Raw genomic sequence first — 16,799 nt, 5'->3', positions numbered from 1 at the left:
ATTCCTTTTCCCTCAAGGCACTAATTTCTCTTGACATCTTAAAATGAGCGGACGTACAGTTATTGACATATCTTCACTATTAGCTATTTTTTAGGTTAGCACAAACAATCGGCAACTTGTCACAACTAATTATGTGTTTGTGATATATATCTAGCCAGATTATGTATCTATATCTACCTATATATTTTTATCTAAACGCTTTATTTAACTGATTTTATTTAGCTTTTGTTCATTGACAACAAAAAAAAACAATGATAGCTTTAATCTCAGATTAAAAATTTACCTTAATCCAAATTTCCCAGACATCTAAAAATATTTAGATATTGGTAGTTTTAGAGTAGAGGAAGCACTTTTGGTTTTTGGTGGTTAATCTTTCATTAGAAAAGAGCATTTCTATTTATATGCCTTGTCTTCCAGTTAAAATTATGTTTAAAGTTGAAAATTGGGTAGAATATTGGCCAACTGGTACTCCTCGTTAAATTAATATTACACAGTAATCTTAAATACTTTATAAAAGCTGAGAAAAGGTTTGTTTTCTCTGGTTTTACGATTCTCATACTTTCAATAATATTGCTATACATAGAAAGTAATTGACAGTGTTTTTTGTTAATCATCCAAATCAAAATAACACTAATTAGAGCGGCGTAAATAATTCAAGGTTTGTAGTGAGTTAGCGCGTGATTGACTATTAAGGAAAACGCATAATCGGAAAATATAAAAAAACTTATAGGGTTTCCTAATTAGATTAGGTACATCATAGTCCCCGATCTTCGAGGGGGCTAAGGTTCTTGTACCTCACAAGGTTCGAGAAACGCTATATGTGTTTAGACATTTCATAATTTGATTCACGCAAGAGGTCTATTGCTTAAAAGATTTAAGCGGTTAATTTGCCTTGCTAAAAACAGAGACATAAATGTAGGTTAGAGTTCACAATGTTAAGTAAACAGACTAATAAATTCCCAGAAGATGTTAGGAATATATGGGCTGCACCGGATACCAGCAGCCATGCTGAGAATTTTTCCTTCAAAGATTTTTTCCCAACGATTGGTTCATCTTTAGCAGAGCGCGTGAAACCTTGCTCTAATTGGTTGCATACACCAAATGCCTCCATAGGTTCCAATGCCTGTATGCTGACCTATTTTCCTCGTGAGGTTGTTGGGCCGATTGAAAATCGAACTCTGATTAAAGATCCGCTCACTGGTGAAATCAGGTCAATGCTGATGTTCGGATCAAATAACTACCTGGGATTGACCACCCATCCTTATATTCGAGAAGCAGCAAAACGAGCTATTGAAGAATTTGGTGTTGGCATGGGTGGGCCACCTCTACTTAATGGCATGAGTAGCCTCCATCGCCAACTTGAAGCCCGTATAGCCCAGTTCAAAGGCGCAGAAGATGCTCTCCTTTTTGCCAGTGGATTTCAGGCACAGTTAGGGTGGGTCAATGGTCTGTTACGTGATGATGATGTTTTGATCTGCGACGAGTTAAGCCATGCCAGTCTATATGATGCCATTAAGCTTGTCTCTATGGGTTCTGGGGTTCGCGCTTTTAGCTTCAAGCATAACGATTGTGATGACCTCGAACAGCGTCTGATCAAATGCAAGCAAGTTGGAGGAGCATCAAATCGATTAATCTATGTGGCTATTGAAGGCGTATATTCGATGGATGGCGATTTAGCTGCACTGCCAGCAATTCGTGAACTTTGCGACCATTACGGGGCTATTCTTGTCGTGGATGATGCACACGGCACTGGTGTTATGGGTAAAAAGGGCGGTGGCACTGATGAACACTTTGGTCTGAAAGGTCGGATTGATGTCACGATGGGGACTTTCAGTAAGGCATTGGGTGTTACAGGCGGCTTCATCGCTGCCAGTCGTGAGGTAATCGAGTATCTGCGCTTCTTTGCTCGGTCTTATATGTTCTCGGCATCTTTGCCTGCTCCTGTTGTTGCGGCTATCTTGGCAGGTCTAGATATCATTGAGCGGGAGCCGGAGCGTGTTAGTCAACTTCGAGCCAATAGCACTTACTTATTGCAGCAACTGCAAGCGGCAGGATTCCAAGCCAGCAGCGACTCCGCAATTATACCAGTGAGAATCCCATCTGAAGTCGAAATTCGCACTCTTGCCTGGAGATTTCACCAAGAAGGCATCTTTGTGAATTCGGTCGAGTACCCTGCTGTTCCCCTCAATGCCCAAAGACTGCGAATCAGTGTCATGGCAACTCATACACATGAAGATTTAGATACATTTATTGACGTTTTCCAAAAGTTGGATCGTGAATTAGGCATCATCCGATAAATGCCTCTAGCTGACAAACCCATCCATACACATCAAGTTACTGTGTAAACTGTGAAATTGGCTTATGACTATTTGTTTGGCTGATCTCCAAAACCCTCTTGACAAATTTTCAAATTTAATAGAATTACTCAGCTACAGAGCTAAAAATCAGCCACAGCAAAGGGCTTATATATTTCTCAAAGATGGAGAAACTGAAGAAAACAGCCTGACTTATGGAGAATTAGACCTGCAAGCGCGAGCGATCGCTACCCATCTTCAGTCTCTAGTATCTCCTGGCGATGTCTACGACGGGCTACGCCTACGCGCTTTGCTGTTATATCCACCAGGTCTAGAGTTCATTAGCGCCTTCTTTGGCTGTTTATATGCGGGTCTTGTAGCAGTTCCCGCTTATCCACCGCGAGCCAATATGAACTTGCTCAGGTTGCAGGCGATCGCTAAAGGTGCCCAAGCCAAGGTAGTCTTGACCACAAAATCCTTGTTAACGGTCGAAAATCCAGAATTGGCAACTATGCGCTGGTTAAACCCACATTCCGCACTTCAAAATGTATTATCTATCTTTTCAATAAAAATTCCTAATAATGTTCAAATTATTAAGTATTAATATTGAATACCATTGGCGATTTATGTTGTTGATTTAACCATTTTTTTCCACCTATGGGAAATCTACGCATATTACACGATGAAGTGCGGAAAGTCGGGTTAAACACTGATTGCATTGACAGCAATCTCAGTTCCGATTGGCAAAAACCAAGACTAGAGAGAGATACTCTGGCATTTCTGCAATACACTTCCGGCTCTACGGGAACGCCGAAGGGAGTGACAATCACTCATGGAAATTTACTGTGCAACCAGAGATCCATCAGAATGGGTTTCGGACATACAGATAAAACAATTTTTGTCGGTTGGTTGCCCTTATTCCACGATATGGGACTGATTGGGAACGTTTTGCAGCCTCTATATTTGGGTATCCCGTCTATTTTGATGTCACCAGTTGCTTTCCTGCAAAAGCCTTTTTCCTGGTTGCAAGCTATTTCTCGTTACAAAGCCACTACTAGCGGCGGGCCAGATTTTGCTTACGATTTGTGCGTTCGCAAGATTACTCCTGAACAGCTTTCTAGTCTTGATTTAAGCAGTTGGGAAGTCGCTTTCAATGGAGCCGAACCAGTCCGTGCTGAGACAATGGAGCTATTTGCTAACTATTTCGCTCCTTGTGGTTTCCGTCGAGAAGCATTTTACCCCTGTTACGGGATGGCTGAAGCAACTTTATTCGTTTCTGGAGGTTTAAAAACAGCTTCGCCGATTCTGTACCAAGTTGAAGCAGCAGCCCTTGAGGAAAATCGGGTAGTGGCTGCTGAATCTGGGGAAGGGACTAAAACAATTGTCGGCTGTGGTCGTACCTGGTTAGATGAGAAAATCGCCATTGTCGATCGCGAATCTTTAACTCAGTGTCCTCCTGGCAAGGTGGGGGAGATTTGGGTATCAGGTTCTTCTGTGGCTGCTGGCTATTGGAACCAACCAGAGCAAACTGCCGAAACCTTTCAAGGTTATCTGGCGGATACAGGAGAAGGCCCATTTCTTTGCACGGGGGACTTGGGATTTTTGCAAGATGGCGAATTGTTTGTCACCGGACGACTAAAAGATGTGATTATCATCCGAGGACAAAATCATTATCCCCAGGATATTGAGTTAACAGTTCAAAAGAGTCATCCAGGATTGCGATCGCATTGTGGAGCAGCTTTCACTGTAGATCAGAAGGGACAACAGCGATTAGTTGTTGTTCAAGAGGTAGAACGAACCTATTTAAGACGGTTGGATATTCAAGAAGTCGTCGGCAATATCACTGAAGCAGTAATCAACGATCACGGTTTACAAGTGTATGCCACAGTTTTAATTAAACCTGGGAGTATTCCCAAGACATCTAGCGGGAAAATTCAGCGTCATGCCTGTCGGCGTGGGTTTCTAGATGGCAGTTTGAATGTGATGGCGGACTGTAGTGGAACTCTTCAGCATCAAGCCCAGTTTCAAAAGTTGGAAGTTGATGTCAACTCACTCTTAGTAAAAGTGCAGCAAGGTAATCCTGATTCGCAAAAAGCAAATATTCAGGAGGGCGCAAAAGCTAATGCAGTTCAATAGTCAAAGTCAGTCTTTAGAACCGACTTTCCGCACTTCATCGTGTAATATGCGTAGATTTCCCATAGGTGGAAAAAAATGGTTAAATCAACAACATAAATCGCCAATGGTATTCAATATTAATACTTAATAATTTGAACATTATTAGGAATTTTTATTGAAAAGATAGATAATACATTTTGAAGTGCGGAATGTGGGTTAGAAAGTTTAAGTCGTCAACGTGCAGAGCAAGTCATCCATTGGTTACGTGACTATGCCCAAAGACGAATCAATTCTAGACTTATGGACGAGCGACGGTGTATAACTCCTCATGTCGTTCTAGACTTTGGCAAAAAAGGCTTGTTGGGAATGATTGTTCCTCAAGCATCCGGGGGTCTTGGCTTAAGTTACAGTGATATGTTGCAAGTGATGGAACAACTTGCAGCTATTGATCTCAACTTAGCTTCATTTGTTGGTGTAAACAATTTTCTCGGAATCTACCCAATTCTTAAGTATGGTACACCTGAGATTAAAGAAACCTATCTCAAAAATTTAGCCCAAGGGAGAGATTTAGCAGCCTTTGCTATTACCGAACCATCTGCGGGAGCTAATCCTAGAGGAATCAAGGCTGAAGCCCATCCAGATGGAAGTGGTGGCTGGTTACTTAGCGGTACCAAAATTTGGAGCGGTTCTGCATCTTGGTCAAACGCGATCAATATTTTTGCTCATGTTGTAGATGAACAAGGCGAATCTTTGGGAATCACAGCATTTACCATTCCCGAAAATGCTCAAGGATTGAGGCAAGGTATTGAAGCTCTGACGATGGGAATGCGAGGTATGGTTCAGAATACTATTCACCTTGAGCAGGTAAAAGTCAATCATGAAAATATTTTAGGCGAAATTGGTTCGGGTTTTGAAGTAGCCCAGGACGCAATGCAACTAGCGAGATTGGGAATTTGTGCCACCTGTATTGGAGGAATGAAACACTGCGCCCAACTCATGCTTCGTTATGCTACCCGTCGCTCAATTGGTATAGAACGGCTAATAAATCAACAGATTACTTTACAACGTCTGAGTGATTTAACAGCAGCAATTGGTGCAGTTGAGTGCTTGGTAAAAAACATTGCAACATCCCTAGATGAAGAAAAACCTGTTCCTTTAGAAGCTTATCTTGTCGCTAAAATTATCGCCCCCGAATTAATGTGGCAAGCAGCAGATAATCTGGTTCAGCTACTAGGTGGACGGGGTTATATCGAATCTAATATTGCCCCGCAAATCTTACGGGATGCTCGTTTATTTCGGATTTTTGAGGGGCCAACTGAAACTTTACAGATGCACTTGGGTTTATTAGCTTTATACCAAACACCTCAAGTCTGTTCATCTCTTAATGAGTTTCTGGGAGCGACACAAATCAGTGAACAATTGCAACATACGGCTGAATCTTGTGTTTCTTACCTCAAAAATAAAAACCTATCTGGGAACAGTAATAAGAAATTAAGTAAAATATTATCCCAAAAATTGGGCGACGTAGCTGCATGGGCATTTGTGCTTGCTTGCATACAAAAGTCATATCAAACTGAACCGACAGATGAATTACAACGTGTCGAAAAGTGGGGTCAACAATATTTTCAGGCAAAGATAGCTAATGCTCTTACAGCAAATATCTATGACCAGACTTTACTAGACATTAATCAGGTGGAAAGTCTGATTAATCAGTATGCAGAAAAAATTGGTGATATTGAGCAAGGTTTAGCTGGAGAAGAAAATGAACTGGATGAATATCTCTGTAAAAAAGCCTAATTTTAAAGGATTGAATGAGGATGTAAAAGCTCATGCAGTTAAATAATCAAAATCTTTCTTTGTTGACTTCAACTAAAGAAACAAAAATCACAATCAAAAATGATTACTTACAAACAGTCCAAAAGCGGTTTGCTGCCGCCACTATTATCATTCCTTTGATCGGGACACTGATAGCGCTCAAATTCGCTTGGGATTTTGGAATTAATCTCATGGAATTAGCATTGCTTTTGGTTTTCTGGTTTCTCACTATGATTGGGGGGGTGACTGTAGGTAATCATCGGCTTTTATGTCACTGTGCTTTTAAGACCCACCCATCTGTTCGAGTTGCTTTGGCTATCTTGGGTTCTATGGCGGCTCAAGGCCCTGTTATTAATTGGGTGAGCAATCATAGACGGCATCATCAATACAGCGACCAAATAGGAGATACTCATTCACCCAACCTTCACCAAGGAGGATTTTGGGGAAGTTTAAACGGAATATGGCATAGCCATGTTGGCTGGATACTTAACGGCGAAATCACAAATACTACAGTGTTTGCGAAGGATTTGCTGCAAGACCCTCTGATAAAAAAAGTCAATCAACAATACCTAATTTTTGTTTTTTTAGGTCTTTTGATTCCAGCTATTCTAGGAGGACTTTTATCAGGTACTTGGATAGGTGTAGGGCAAGGATTTTTGTGGGGAGGGCTTGTGCGAATTTTTGTAGTGCATCATTTAACTTGGTGTCTTAACTCCATTGTTCATCTGTATGGTAGCCACCCTTTCAATACTAGTGAACAGAGTACTAATAATGTTTGGCTGGCAATTCCTACAGGAGGAGAAGGATGGCATAACAATCATCATGCTTTTCCTAACTCAGCAAAGTTTGGGTTGCAATGGTGGCAAGTTGATTTAGGGTACTGGTTAATCCGCACTCTGGAAGTATTGGGTTTAGCTTGGGATGTTAAATTTCCCACGCTAGGAATGATTGAAGCGAAAAAAACTGCTAGCTGATTTTAGTCTAAATTTTGGAGGATCTATGCTTTCTCAAAAAACTGAATCTTTGAAAGTATCTACTACAGAAATCAAAGAATGGTTGATTTCTTATCTAGCAGATTTGCTAGAAATCGAACCCGAACAAGTAAATGTAGAAACCACTTTTGCCCGTTATGGTTTAGATTCATCGGTAGCGGTGGTTTTAACCGGAGATTTAGCAGATTGGCTAGGAAAAGAGCTAGAGCTAAGGCTAGTTTGGGATTACCCGACGATCGCATCTCTTGCACAACATTTAAACGAATAGTTTTAGTTTGAATTTTATGGAGATGCTGGAAATGGTTTTATCTACCTTGCAAGAAACAAAAGACTACATTGCTCTAGCTGCGTCATTAGGAAAGGAGTTTGCTAAAACAGCGCTCGAACGGGATGCCAAAGGTGGTAGTCCGACTGCCGAACTAAATCGTCTGCGCCAAAGTGGTCTGCTTAAACTCCTGATCCCAGAACAATATGGTGGATTTGGTCAAAGTTGGGTTACAGCCCTGAAAGTTGTACGAGAAATTGCCAAAGCGGATGGCTCCCTTGGTCAACTTTTGGGATACCACTATGTCAATTCTGTCATCCCTGAACTAAATGGTACTCCCGAACAAAAAGCCCGATTCTACAGCGAAACTACTCGTAACAACTGGTTTTGGGGTGATGCTGTTAATCCGCGAGATCCTAAATTGGTGCTAACAGCAGATGGAAAAAATTTCCGGCTCAATGGTACTAAAAACTTTGCCACAGGCAGTACTGGCTCCGACATTATTGTAGTGACAGCAGCGCGAGGATATGTAGAGAATCTTCCCGTTAGCATTGTTGCCAAGCATCGAGAAGCTGTGGAGAATCTTCCCGTTGCCATTGTTCCCACCCATCGAGAAGGAGTGGTTCTCAATGACGATTGGGATTACATTGGACAGCGACAAACTGATAGCGGTAGTGTCAGTTTTAATAATGTCTTGATTCACCGAGATGAGATTCTGGGCAATCCTAACTCTAAAGATGCGCTTAGCTCGTTTGCCTCATTGGTAACTCCTGCTTTCCAGTCCGTCTTTGTCAATTTCTATCTGGGAATTGCACTAGGCGCCTTTGAGGAAGGCAAGCAATATACATTATCTGGAACTCGTCCCTGGATTTTTTCACCTGCCCACACGGCAGCTAAAGATCCTTATATTATTGAGCAATACGGTAATCTCTGGGTGAGTTTGATTTCAACCATCAGCCATGTTGATTATGTCAACTCGGTCTTCCAATCTGCCTGGGAAAAGGGAGAAGACTTGACAGCCACCGAACGCGGTGAAACTGCTGTTATTATTAGCACTGCCAAAGTGTTGACTACACGAGTGGCATTAGAAGTGACAAGCAAGATTTTTGAAGTGATGGGAGCTCGTTCTGCTGCGACAAAATATCGCTTTGATCGCTTCTGGCGCAATGTCCGTACTCATACTCTGCACGATCCTGTTGTTTACAAAGTCCACGAAGTTGGTGACTGGGTACTCAACGAACAAATCCCACCCTTCACCATTTATACCTAAGCTGAATGGTAGGAAGTTAATAGGTAAGACTTACGCAAAATGACCACAAAACGAACCGCAGAGGACGCAGAGAACACAGAGGAATAAGAGTTTGAGAGAGCTTTTGCGTAAGTCCTGTAGTGAATACTTGAAGGATGTAGAATCTAAATGCAATTAGATAATCAAAGTCATGTGGCGACTTTAAGTAAAACAACAAAGATAATAATCCAAAATGATTACTTACAACAAGTACAAAGGCGTTTTGCTATAGCCACAATCATAATTCCTTTGATCGGGACACTGATAGCGATCAAATTCGCTTGGGATTTTGGAATTAATCTCATGGAATTAGAATTGCTTTTGGTTTTCTGGTTTCTCACTATGATTGGGGGGGTGACTGTAGGTAATCATCGGCTTTTATGTCACTGTGCTTTTAAGACCCACCCATCTGTTCGAGTTGCTTTGGCTATCTTGGGTTCTATGGCGGCTCAAGGCCCTGTTATTAATTGGGTGAGCAATCATAGACGGCATCATCAATACAGCGACCAAATAGGAGATACTCATTCACCCAACCTTCACCAAGGAGGATTTTGGGGAAGTTTAAACGGAATATGGCATAGCCATGTTGGCTGGATACTTAACGGCGAAATCACAAATACTACAGTGTTTGCGAAGGATTTGCTGCAAGACCCTCTGATAAAAAAAGTCAATCAACAATACCTAATTTTTGTTTTTTTAGGTCTTTTGATTCCAGCTATTCTAGGAGGACTTTTATCAGGTACTTGGATAGGTGTAGGGCAAGGATTTTTGTGGGGAGGGCTTGTGCGAATTTTTGTAGTGCATCATTTAACTTGGTGTCTTAACTCCATTGTTCATCTGTATGGTAGCCACCCTTTCAATACTAGTGAACAGAGTACTAATAATGTTTGGCTGGCAATTCCTACAGGAGGAGAAGGATGGCATAACAATCATCATGCTTTTCCTAACTCAGCAAAGTTTGGGTTGCAATGGTGGCAAGTTGATTTAGGGTACTGGTTAATCCGCACTCTGGAAGTATTGGGTTTAGCTTGGGATGTTAAATTTCCCACGCTAGGAATGATTGGAGCGAAAAAAACTGCTAGCTGATTTTGGTCTAAATTTTGGAGGATGTATAAGATTTAAGACTTACACATCAAGTACGAAATGTAGGGGCAATTAATGAATTGCCCCTACGGGAAATCAAGGCTTTCACTGCTTTTTGCGTCAGTCCTAAGATTATTTGAGCATCTCTTTTTCAAGATTTAACCGAGTAATTAAATAATTCGTAATTCGTAATTCGTAATTCGTAATAGAGCCTCCGGCACGCTCCGCGTTAAGCCAAGCGTTGCCGTAGGCTTTACGTAAATTTTGTTTTGTAATGGGGATTTAACCCCACGCGCATTACTTGCCGATTTTAGAACCGGGGGACTTAAACCCACGGAACCAGTTAAATACCGTGTTACTGGTTGATAAATATTAGACATCTTGCATAAATATATTTATGCAAAAATGGGGGAAAGGATTTTGAGTCCTTTTCCCTTTTGCCTGACTTATGCAAGAATTTGATTTAAGCTCAAATCAAAATATATACTAAATTGTTCTCCCCGACTTACTTAGTAAGATGACGCAAGTTTACCTCGCAGACCTAATAGCTGGCGCACGGGCCGGCCTTTTGGTTAGCTTTCCCACGGATACTGTTCCTGCACTTGCGGCGATACCAGAAAAAGCCGGATTAATTTTTACGGCTAAACAACGCAGTCAGGATAAACCTTTGATTTTGATGGCGGCTAGTGCTGAGGATTTGTGGTTATATGTCAAAGGTAGTGAGAATGAGTATAAGATTTGGCAAGAATTGGCAGAGAAATATTGGCCAGGAGGGCTGACGTTAGTTTTACCAGCAAGCGATGTCTACGACGGGCTACGCCTACGCCTGCCAAAAGTTATGAACCCTATTGATCCAACGACAATTGGTATTCGAGTCCCAAACAGTGCGATCGCTCAGTCTATTTTGGCCCAAACCGGCCCGCTTGCCACCACTAGCGCCAATTTTTCTGGTCAGCCGCCTTTGCAAACGATGGCAGAAATTGAGGTGCAGTTTCCTAAGGTTTTGACTTTAGAATACCAGGGTGAAATATTAGGGGTGGGTATACCTTCTACCGTTGCTAAATGGACAGGAACAAATTGGCAGATTTTGCGGCAAGGTGCGATAAAGTTAGATATTTCCAGTGATAACCAAATATAGGTAGCTATAATGTTGTCTTCCTGGTTTTAATATCAATTCACGAAAATCCTGTATATAGATTTATCGTCGGGGCATGGCATTGCCATGCCCCTACCAAGGTATTTGTATCATTATTAAAGTGAAATGGTATAACAACAGAGAAATCTGGAACTTTAGTTTGCGCTGTTGTGGTCAATTAACAAGTTAATAATTGCCAAATTATGAATTGGAGCAACTGGATATATCTAGGAGCAGGAATAGCACTAGGTATGATTTTCCGTCAGTTATTTGTGCGATCGCCTAATGTTTCATCTAGCTCATTCCCAGTAGCGCCATTAGCTGAACAGGATATGCCATCAATATCGCAACAGCTACAGCAAACGCAGTTGGCATACCAAATGGCAAGGGAAATGAGCCTGTTTAAAGGTGGTTTTTTGGCGCGGACTACCCATGAATTGCGATCGCCCCTCAGTGGTCTGATCGGCTTGCATCAGTTAATTTTGTCGGATCTGTGTGAAGATCCGGCTGAAGAACGAGAATTTATTGCCCAAGCTTACGAGCGAACCCTGAAGCTACTCAAGCTGATGGATGAAATTCTCAGCGTTGCCAGAACTGAACACGGTACTAATAAATTAGATATTCAGCCTAGACCCTTAGCTGAAGTTTTGGAAGATGTTCATAAATTAACTTATATGCTGGCGGCCAATCGCAATTTTCCCTTGCAATTGTTACCCGCCGATCCAGAAATTTATGTTTTGGCAGATTACCTCTGGCTCCGCCAAATATTAATAAGTTTAATAGATACTGCTATTACTCAAATGGAGGAAGGGAGCATCTGCATTTCTAGCAGCACAGTGCCTACAAGTAATTTTGTAAACATTTGGTTGGATGTACCAACCCATGCCATACCCTGGAGCGAACCGATTGATTTAATTAAATCTGAAGATCAGGCGATCCAGATTGACCAAAGAAACGCTGCTCTTTCCCCAGGAATGAGGCTATTAATCAATCAAACTCTGGTGGAAGTTATGGGAGGAAAGTTAGAAATCCTGCCCCTGACGATTGCGAAGGAATCACATCAAAAGATTAGCAGACTACAAATCTCTATCCCCCTAGTGATTCCTGAAGCTGAACTTCTGCATCAGGAACAAAATCAAGGTTAGGTCGGTTGTGTAACACCATCGTAGTGGTAGTGTTGGGTTGAAAACCAATCTTTTCGTAGAAACCCTCTTGGTGAGTAGTCATCAGGTAAACGCGCTCAACCCGCCTCATGCGGGGATGACTCAAAACAGTTTCTACTAACTTGCTTCCCAACCCATGACTTTGATACTCTGGATGAATCACAACATCCCAAATTGTGGCGCGATATATGCCATCAGATGTTGCTCTAGCAAAGCCAATGAGGCGATCGCGAAGGCAAACCGAAATCACTGGCTCACTGTTGGCAATGGCTATACCTAAATCTTCAATATTGCGACCTTTTGCCCAGAAAGCTGAAATGTTTAACAGTTCTTGGAGTTGGTAAAGGTCAATTTCAGACTTGCTCCGGCATAGCCCGTCGTAGACATCGCCTTTGACGCATCGCAGATGTTCGCTAAATTTAATCTGAGAATCGATCATGTATGGCATCTACCTTTGGATATATCTTTCTATGCTTAAGTCATATTTTGCAATAAATTGCTGTACGTGTACATATATATTCAACGAGAAATAAAATTTAACAAGTTCCGTGGGTTTAAGTCTCTCGGTTCAATAAAAAAGCAGGTTTTGTGGTGGGGTTAAACCCCCATTACAAAACATAATTACGAACGCACAAAGCGTGCCGGAGGCTCTAAACTGTCGCGCATTTAATTTGCACAACTAGGGCGGGCTTTTCGGCCTACCCCACAAGAGATTCATTTTTTTGAGGATGCAAATTAAAAGATTTTTAGCTTATTATGTTGCCAAGCGTTGCCGAGGTACGAATTATTTAATGACAAACCCACTTCCATAGAGGATGAGTTGGGCCTTGCTGACGTATCCGATAAACTTGTTTTTCTAAACGTTGTTTTTCCTGCTGTGGTAGTCCGAGTAAAATATTTCGACTTTGCCAAACTAAAACAGCAGTAGTCATCCCAATACAAAAAGCTAAACCGAAGGTAGACAGTGGATGGTAAAAGAGTCCATATCGCACCGCTACCCAGGTAAAATATTGTTCCAACAGAGAAATTTCTGTACGTAGACCCCACAAGGAGACAGGCGCAATCGTGAGCCATAAACAGCCCACAAACAGCCACCTGCCATATACTGTTAACTGATGTAGCTTTTGTACTTGTTGAGCAAAGGATGGGTCAGATTTCTCATCTGGGACAGGAGTTAATGGTTCTTCGGGTTGATGCATAGGTGAATAGAATTGCAAGGTGTGGGTGAGCAATTCAAAATGCTTTCACCCAATTGTGAAATATAGACAAGTTTAACTATCCTGGGAACCGGCAGATGTATCAATCGGCTCTGCGTTGTCTAGTACCTGGGATTGACTTTTGCGCTCTCGCCACCAAGCAAGAAGAGTACTGGCGATGAAAATACTTGAATATGCACCCATTGTAAATCCAATAATTAAGGTAAGGGCGAAGTTTCTCAGGGTTTCACCACCAAATAGAAATAGGGAAAATAATGTTAGCAAAACCGTTAACATGGTATTGATTGATCGCGTTAAAGTTTGATTGATTGCATCATCAACAACTTTGTCAATGCGATCGTTAGGATGTAGATTCAGTATTTCCCGAATGCGATCGTAGATGACCACGGTATCTGTCACCGAGAAACCAGTAATAGTCAAAATAGCAACCACGAAAAGGCTATCAACTTCAATACCTATTACTAATCCTAAGATGGAGAAAACACCCAGCGTAATCAAAATATCATGGAACAAAGCAATAATTGCAATTACGGCATAGTCCACCTGGAATCGCACACTTAAATAAATAACGATCGCAGCAAAGGAGACAACCAGAGCTAATAACCCTTGAGAAAATAGCTCACGACCAAGTGTTGGCCCAACGGTGTCAATTTGAGTGGCTTTTGGGTTAAAGACTCCAATTTTTTGACTCAAAGCTGTTTGCAACTGGGTGCGTTGATCGACATTTAATGTCTTTGTACGAATGGATATTCCCTGTTGTTTTTGACCAACAATTTGGATGCTACTATTATTTAGCTTCTCGCCGTCAACTACTTCTCTGACATCAGAAATTTCAATCGGTTGAGTACAGCTGTTTGGTTGCGTACAATCGCGTTCAAATTGTAGTCGTGTACCACCAACAAAATCTAAACTGGGACGTAGCGGTGCGCCTAGTTGTTGCCAAGAAATCACCATCGCCACAATGCTAACGATTATCAGCGTGGCAGAAATTGTCCACCAAATTCTCCGAGGTTTGATGACACTAAATTTCATGACTGCACCTCCGCACCAGACTTAATTGACGTTGAGAGATTGGGACAAAACAACTCTGGCTTACGCAAGTTGGGAAATCCCAATGTTAAGAACAGCAGTGTGCGACTACAAGTAATGGCAGTAAACAAATTCACCCCTAACCCTAGCGCCAATGTCAAAGCAAAGCCTTTAACTAAACCTGCTCCTAAGAAAAACAGTGCTGCACAAGAAATTAATGATGTGACATGACTATCTAAAATGCTAGACCAAGCTCGGTAGAATCCTGACTCTAGAGAACGATATAAAGTTTTACCAGCACGTAGTTCTTCACGGGTGCGCTCAAAAATCAATACGTTAGCATCAACTGCCATGCCGATACTAAGGATAAACCCAGCAATACCGGGGAGAGTTAATGTAATGCCTAGCAAAGCGAAGGTGGCATAGGTTAATAGCGCATAGATAATCAAAGAAAAGTCGGCAATTAATCCTGGTAGTCGGTAGTAAACTAACATGAAAATTAATACTAACAGCAATCCGCCGATACCAGCGTAAATACTGCGTTGAATACTATCTTTACCTAAAGTTGCCCCGACGGTACGGTTTTCAACTATTTCTACTGGTACGGGTAATGCACCACCACGTAGCTGCACGCCTAAGTCATTGGCTTGTTGTGCAGTAAACCGTCCTGTAATTATGGCAGAGCCACCACTAATACCTGCGGCGGCAAATTCTATACCCACGGTAGGAGCGCTAATAACTTCATTGTCCAGAAAAACACCAATGCTACGCCCAGTACCGGCGAGATTTTTTGTCAAATTGGCAAACAGTTGACCACCCTGTTGGTCGAAGCGAATGGCAACATGCCAGTTGTTACCTTGACTGGGTTCACCATAGGCATCCTTGAGGTATTTGCCAATTAGGGGTGGTTGGGTGCTTTCAAACAATTCTGCGATCGCTTGATTATTTTTTTGTAAATCTTCTTGATTCTTGACAATTGCTGCTTTATCTGTACTCTTTTTTAACTCTTCTTGCTTGGCTTTCAACTCGGCTCTAGATCCTTGGAAAGCAAACAGTTGAGTTTCTGTATTCGGCTTTTGGGTGCGAAATTCTAACTGCGCCGTACCCCCTAGCACCCGTTCAGCTTGCGCCGGATCGTTGACTCCTGGTAGTTGCACCAAGATTTTATCTGAGCTAATTGTTTGGATCAGTGGCTCAGAAACACCCAGACCATTAATCCGTCCTTCGACAACTTTCTTTACACCTTCCAATTCTCGTTCGGTGATTTTGGGAATTTCTGGTGATGGTTTCACCTGAATTGTGAGCTGTGAGCCTCCGCGCAAATCCAACCCAAGAGGTATCGGAATTGTGGCAATCACCGTAATAGCGGCGATTACCATGACTAAAATCAAAATTAATAGCGATCGCTGTCTTTGCATACCATAACTCGCAACTGACAAACGCTATAATAACGCTCTTTTGTAGCATCCATCATGAGTTAGGACTCCCGCTTCGTCGATAGGATTTCTATTGGTACAGGTAATGCCCCACCGCGTAGCTGAATGCCTAAGTCATTGGCTTGTTGTGCGGTAAACCGTCCTGTAATCACAGCAGAGCCTCCAGTAATACCAGTGGCAGCAAATTCTACACCCACGGTAGGAGCGCTAATAACTTCATTGTCTAGAAAAACACCAATGCTACGCCCAGTCCCAGCAAGGTTTTTCGTCAGTTCGGTAAACAGTTCACCACCCTTTTGGTCGAAGCGAATGGCAACATTCCAATTGTTCCCTTGAGTCGGTTCGCCATAGGCATCCTTGAGGTATTTGCCAGTTAGTGGTGGATTGGTGTTTATGAACAATTTGGCGATCGCTTGATTATTTGAAAGCAAATCTTCTTGATTCTTGACAATTGCGGCTTTGTCGTTAGTGTTTCTCAATTCTTCTTGCTTGGCTTTAAATTCGGCTCTAGATGCTTGGAAAGCAAACAGTTGGGTTTCTGTATTCGGCTTTTGGGTGCGAAATTCTAACTGCGCTGTACCCCCCAGCACCCGTTCGACTTGCTTTGGCTCGTTAACTCCTGGTAGCTGTACGAGAATTTTGTTTGCACCCACTGTTTTAATGACTGGTTTTGAGATGCCCAGACCGTTTAGACGACCTTCGATTACTTTTTTAACAGCTTCTAATTCTCGTTCGGTGATTTGCGGAATTTCTGGTGTTTTTTGTAACTCAATAATTAACTGATAACCTCCTCGTGGGTCTTGGCTTTGTCCCAATAGTGCAGGAGTGCAAGAACTCAACGTCATTCCCACGACTACCTGAGTTGAAATTAGGGCTAATAATGAGTGTTGTTTTTGCATACCATAACCTGCTTCGACTAGAGATTATGATACCGTTCTCTTACGGAGTTAAAAGTTAAGAGTTATAA

The 16,799-nt window shown here is 42.0% G+C and carries 12 protein-coding genes and 2 pseudogenes; 9 read left to right on the top strand and 5 right to left on the bottom strand.

Features of this window, described 5'->3' with window-relative positions; translation table 11 throughout:
• Positions 1 to 932 precede the first annotated feature (932 nt).
• From V7K32_RS06210 to V7K32_RS06165, 9 genes and pseudogenes are all read left to right on the top strand, one after another.
• Complete coding sequence (locus tag V7K32_RS06210; protein ID WP_334991286.1) at positions 933 to 2,297, top strand: aminotransferase class I/II-fold pyridoxal phosphate-dependent enzyme; 1,365 nt, start codon at positions 933 to 935, stop codon at positions 2,295 to 2,297.
• A 64-nt stretch (positions 2,298 to 2,361) separates the two neighbouring features.
• Positions 2,362 to 4,430, top strand: a pseudogene (locus V7K32_RS06200) (fatty acyl-AMP ligase).
• Between the two features lie 231 nt (positions 4,431 to 4,661).
• A complete protein-coding gene (locus V7K32_RS06195; RefSeq protein ID WP_334991482.1) occupies positions 4,662 to 6,206 on the top strand; it encodes an acyl-CoA dehydrogenase family protein in 1,545 nt (514 codons plus the stop codon).
• A gap of 32 nt (positions 6,207 to 6,238) precedes the next feature.
• Positions 6,239 to 7,198: an acyl-CoA desaturase gene (locus V7K32_RS06190; RefSeq protein ID WP_334991282.1), complete on the top strand. Its 960-nt coding sequence runs from the start codon at positions 6,239 to 6,241 to the stop codon at positions 7,196 to 7,198.
• 25 nt (positions 7,199 to 7,223) lie between these two features.
• Positions 7,224 to 7,484, top strand: coding sequence for an acyl carrier protein (locus V7K32_RS06185; RefSeq protein ID WP_334991280.1), 261 nt, complete (start codon positions 7,224 to 7,226; stop codon positions 7,482 to 7,484).
• Positions 7,485 to 7,515: 31 nt separating this feature from the next.
• Positions 7,516 to 8,751, top strand: a complete 1,236-nt coding sequence (locus tag V7K32_RS06180; protein WP_334991278.1) for an acyl-CoA dehydrogenase family protein — start codon at positions 7,516 to 7,518, stop codon at positions 8,749 to 8,751.
• A 147-nt stretch (positions 8,752 to 8,898) separates the two neighbouring features.
• Positions 8,899 to 9,855 (top strand): acyl-CoA desaturase, encoded by a 957-nt coding sequence (locus V7K32_RS06175; protein ID WP_334991276.1) that lies wholly within the window; start codon positions 8,899 to 8,901, stop codon positions 9,853 to 9,855.
• A 514-nt stretch (positions 9,856 to 10,369) separates the two neighbouring features.
• Positions 10,370 to 10,990 carry an L-threonylcarbamoyladenylate synthase gene (locus V7K32_RS06170; protein WP_334991274.1) on the top strand — a complete coding sequence of 207 codons (621 nt, stop codon included), beginning with the start codon at positions 10,370 to 10,372 and terminating at the stop codon, positions 10,988 to 10,990.
• Positions 10,991 to 11,190: 200 nt separating this feature from the next.
• Positions 11,191 to 12,132, top strand: coding sequence for a sensor histidine kinase (locus V7K32_RS06165; protein WP_334991272.1), 942 nt, complete (start codon positions 11,191 to 11,193; stop codon positions 12,130 to 12,132).
• Here V7K32_RS06165 and V7K32_RS06160 read toward each other — a convergent pair.
• The 5 genes and pseudogenes from V7K32_RS06160 to V7K32_RS06140 all read right to left on the bottom strand — a co-directional run.
• On the bottom strand, positions 12,074 to 12,589 hold the full coding sequence (locus tag V7K32_RS06160) for a GNAT family N-acetyltransferase (protein ID WP_334991480.1): 516 nt from the start codon (positions 12,587 to 12,589) through the stop codon (positions 12,074 to 12,076). The genes V7K32_RS06165 and V7K32_RS06160 overlap by 59 nt on opposite strands.
• Positions 12,590 to 12,938: 349 nt before the next feature.
• On the bottom strand, positions 12,939 to 13,349 hold the full coding sequence (locus V7K32_RS06155) for a hypothetical protein (RefSeq protein WP_334991270.1): 411 nt from the start codon (positions 13,347 to 13,349) through the stop codon (positions 12,939 to 12,941).
• A 72-nt stretch (positions 13,350 to 13,421) separates the two neighbouring features.
• Positions 13,422 to 14,399 (bottom strand): protein translocase subunit SecF, encoded by a 978-nt coding sequence (gene secF, locus V7K32_RS06150; RefSeq protein WP_334991268.1) that lies wholly within the window; start codon positions 14,397 to 14,399, stop codon positions 13,422 to 13,424.
• Positions 14,396 to 15,814 (bottom strand): protein translocase subunit SecD, encoded by a 1,419-nt coding sequence (secD, locus tag V7K32_RS06145; protein WP_334991478.1) that lies wholly within the window; start codon positions 15,812 to 15,814, stop codon positions 14,396 to 14,398. Before secD ends, secF begins: the two co-directional genes overlap by 4 nt.
• An 83-nt stretch (positions 15,815 to 15,897) precedes the next feature.
• Positions 15,898 to 16,731: pseudogene (locus tag V7K32_RS06140) on the bottom strand (preprotein translocase subunit SecD); the annotation flags it as partial.
• Positions 16,732 to 16,799: the final 68 nt, after the last annotated feature.

Origin of the sequence: Nostoc sp. (genome assembly GCF_036917635.1) — a bacterium.
GTDB lineage: Bacteria > Cyanobacteriota > Cyanobacteriia > Cyanobacteriales > Nostocaceae > Nostoc.
This window is presented reverse-complemented; position numbering and strand designations above follow the sequence as displayed.

What these genes read in the sequence shown, in the direction of transcription:
- V7K32_RS06180 (WP_334991278.1), top strand. Translation starts at nt 7,516, where the DNA reads ATGGTTTTATCTACCTTGCAAGAAACAAAAGACTACATTGCTCTAGCT.
- V7K32_RS06210 (WP_334991286.1), top strand. Translation starts at nt 933, where the DNA reads ATGTTAAGTAAACAGACTAATAAATTCCCAGAAGATGTTAGGAATATA.
- V7K32_RS06165 (WP_334991272.1), top strand. Translation starts at nt 11,191, where the DNA reads ATGAATTGGAGCAACTGGATATATCTAGGAGCAGGAATAGCACTAGGT.
- V7K32_RS06185 (WP_334991280.1), top strand. Translation starts at nt 7,224, where the DNA reads ATGCTTTCTCAAAAAACTGAATCTTTGAAAGTATCTACTACAGAAATC.
- V7K32_RS06170 (WP_334991274.1), top strand. Translation starts at nt 10,370, where the DNA reads ATGACGCAAGTTTACCTCGCAGACCTAATAGCTGGCGCACGGGCCGGC.
- V7K32_RS06155 (WP_334991270.1), bottom strand. Translation starts at nt 13,349, where the DNA reads ATGCATCAACCCGAAGAACCATTAACTCCTGTCCCAGATGAGAAATCT.
- V7K32_RS06160 (WP_334991480.1), bottom strand. Translation starts at nt 12,589, where the DNA reads ATGATCGATTCTCAGATTAAATTTAGCGAACATCTGCGATGCGTCAAA.
- V7K32_RS06175 (WP_334991276.1), top strand. Translation starts at nt 8,899, where the DNA reads ATGCAATTAGATAATCAAAGTCATGTGGCGACTTTAAGTAAAACAACA.
- secF (WP_334991268.1), bottom strand. Translation starts at nt 14,399, where the DNA reads ATGAAATTTAGTGTCATCAAACCTCGGAGAATTTGGTGGACAATTTCT.
- secD (WP_334991478.1), bottom strand. Translation starts at nt 15,814, where the DNA reads ATGCAAAGACAGCGATCGCTATTAATTTTGATTTTAGTCATGGTAATC.
- V7K32_RS06190 (WP_334991282.1), top strand. Translation starts at nt 6,239, where the DNA reads ATGCAGTTAAATAATCAAAATCTTTCTTTGTTGACTTCAACTAAAGAA.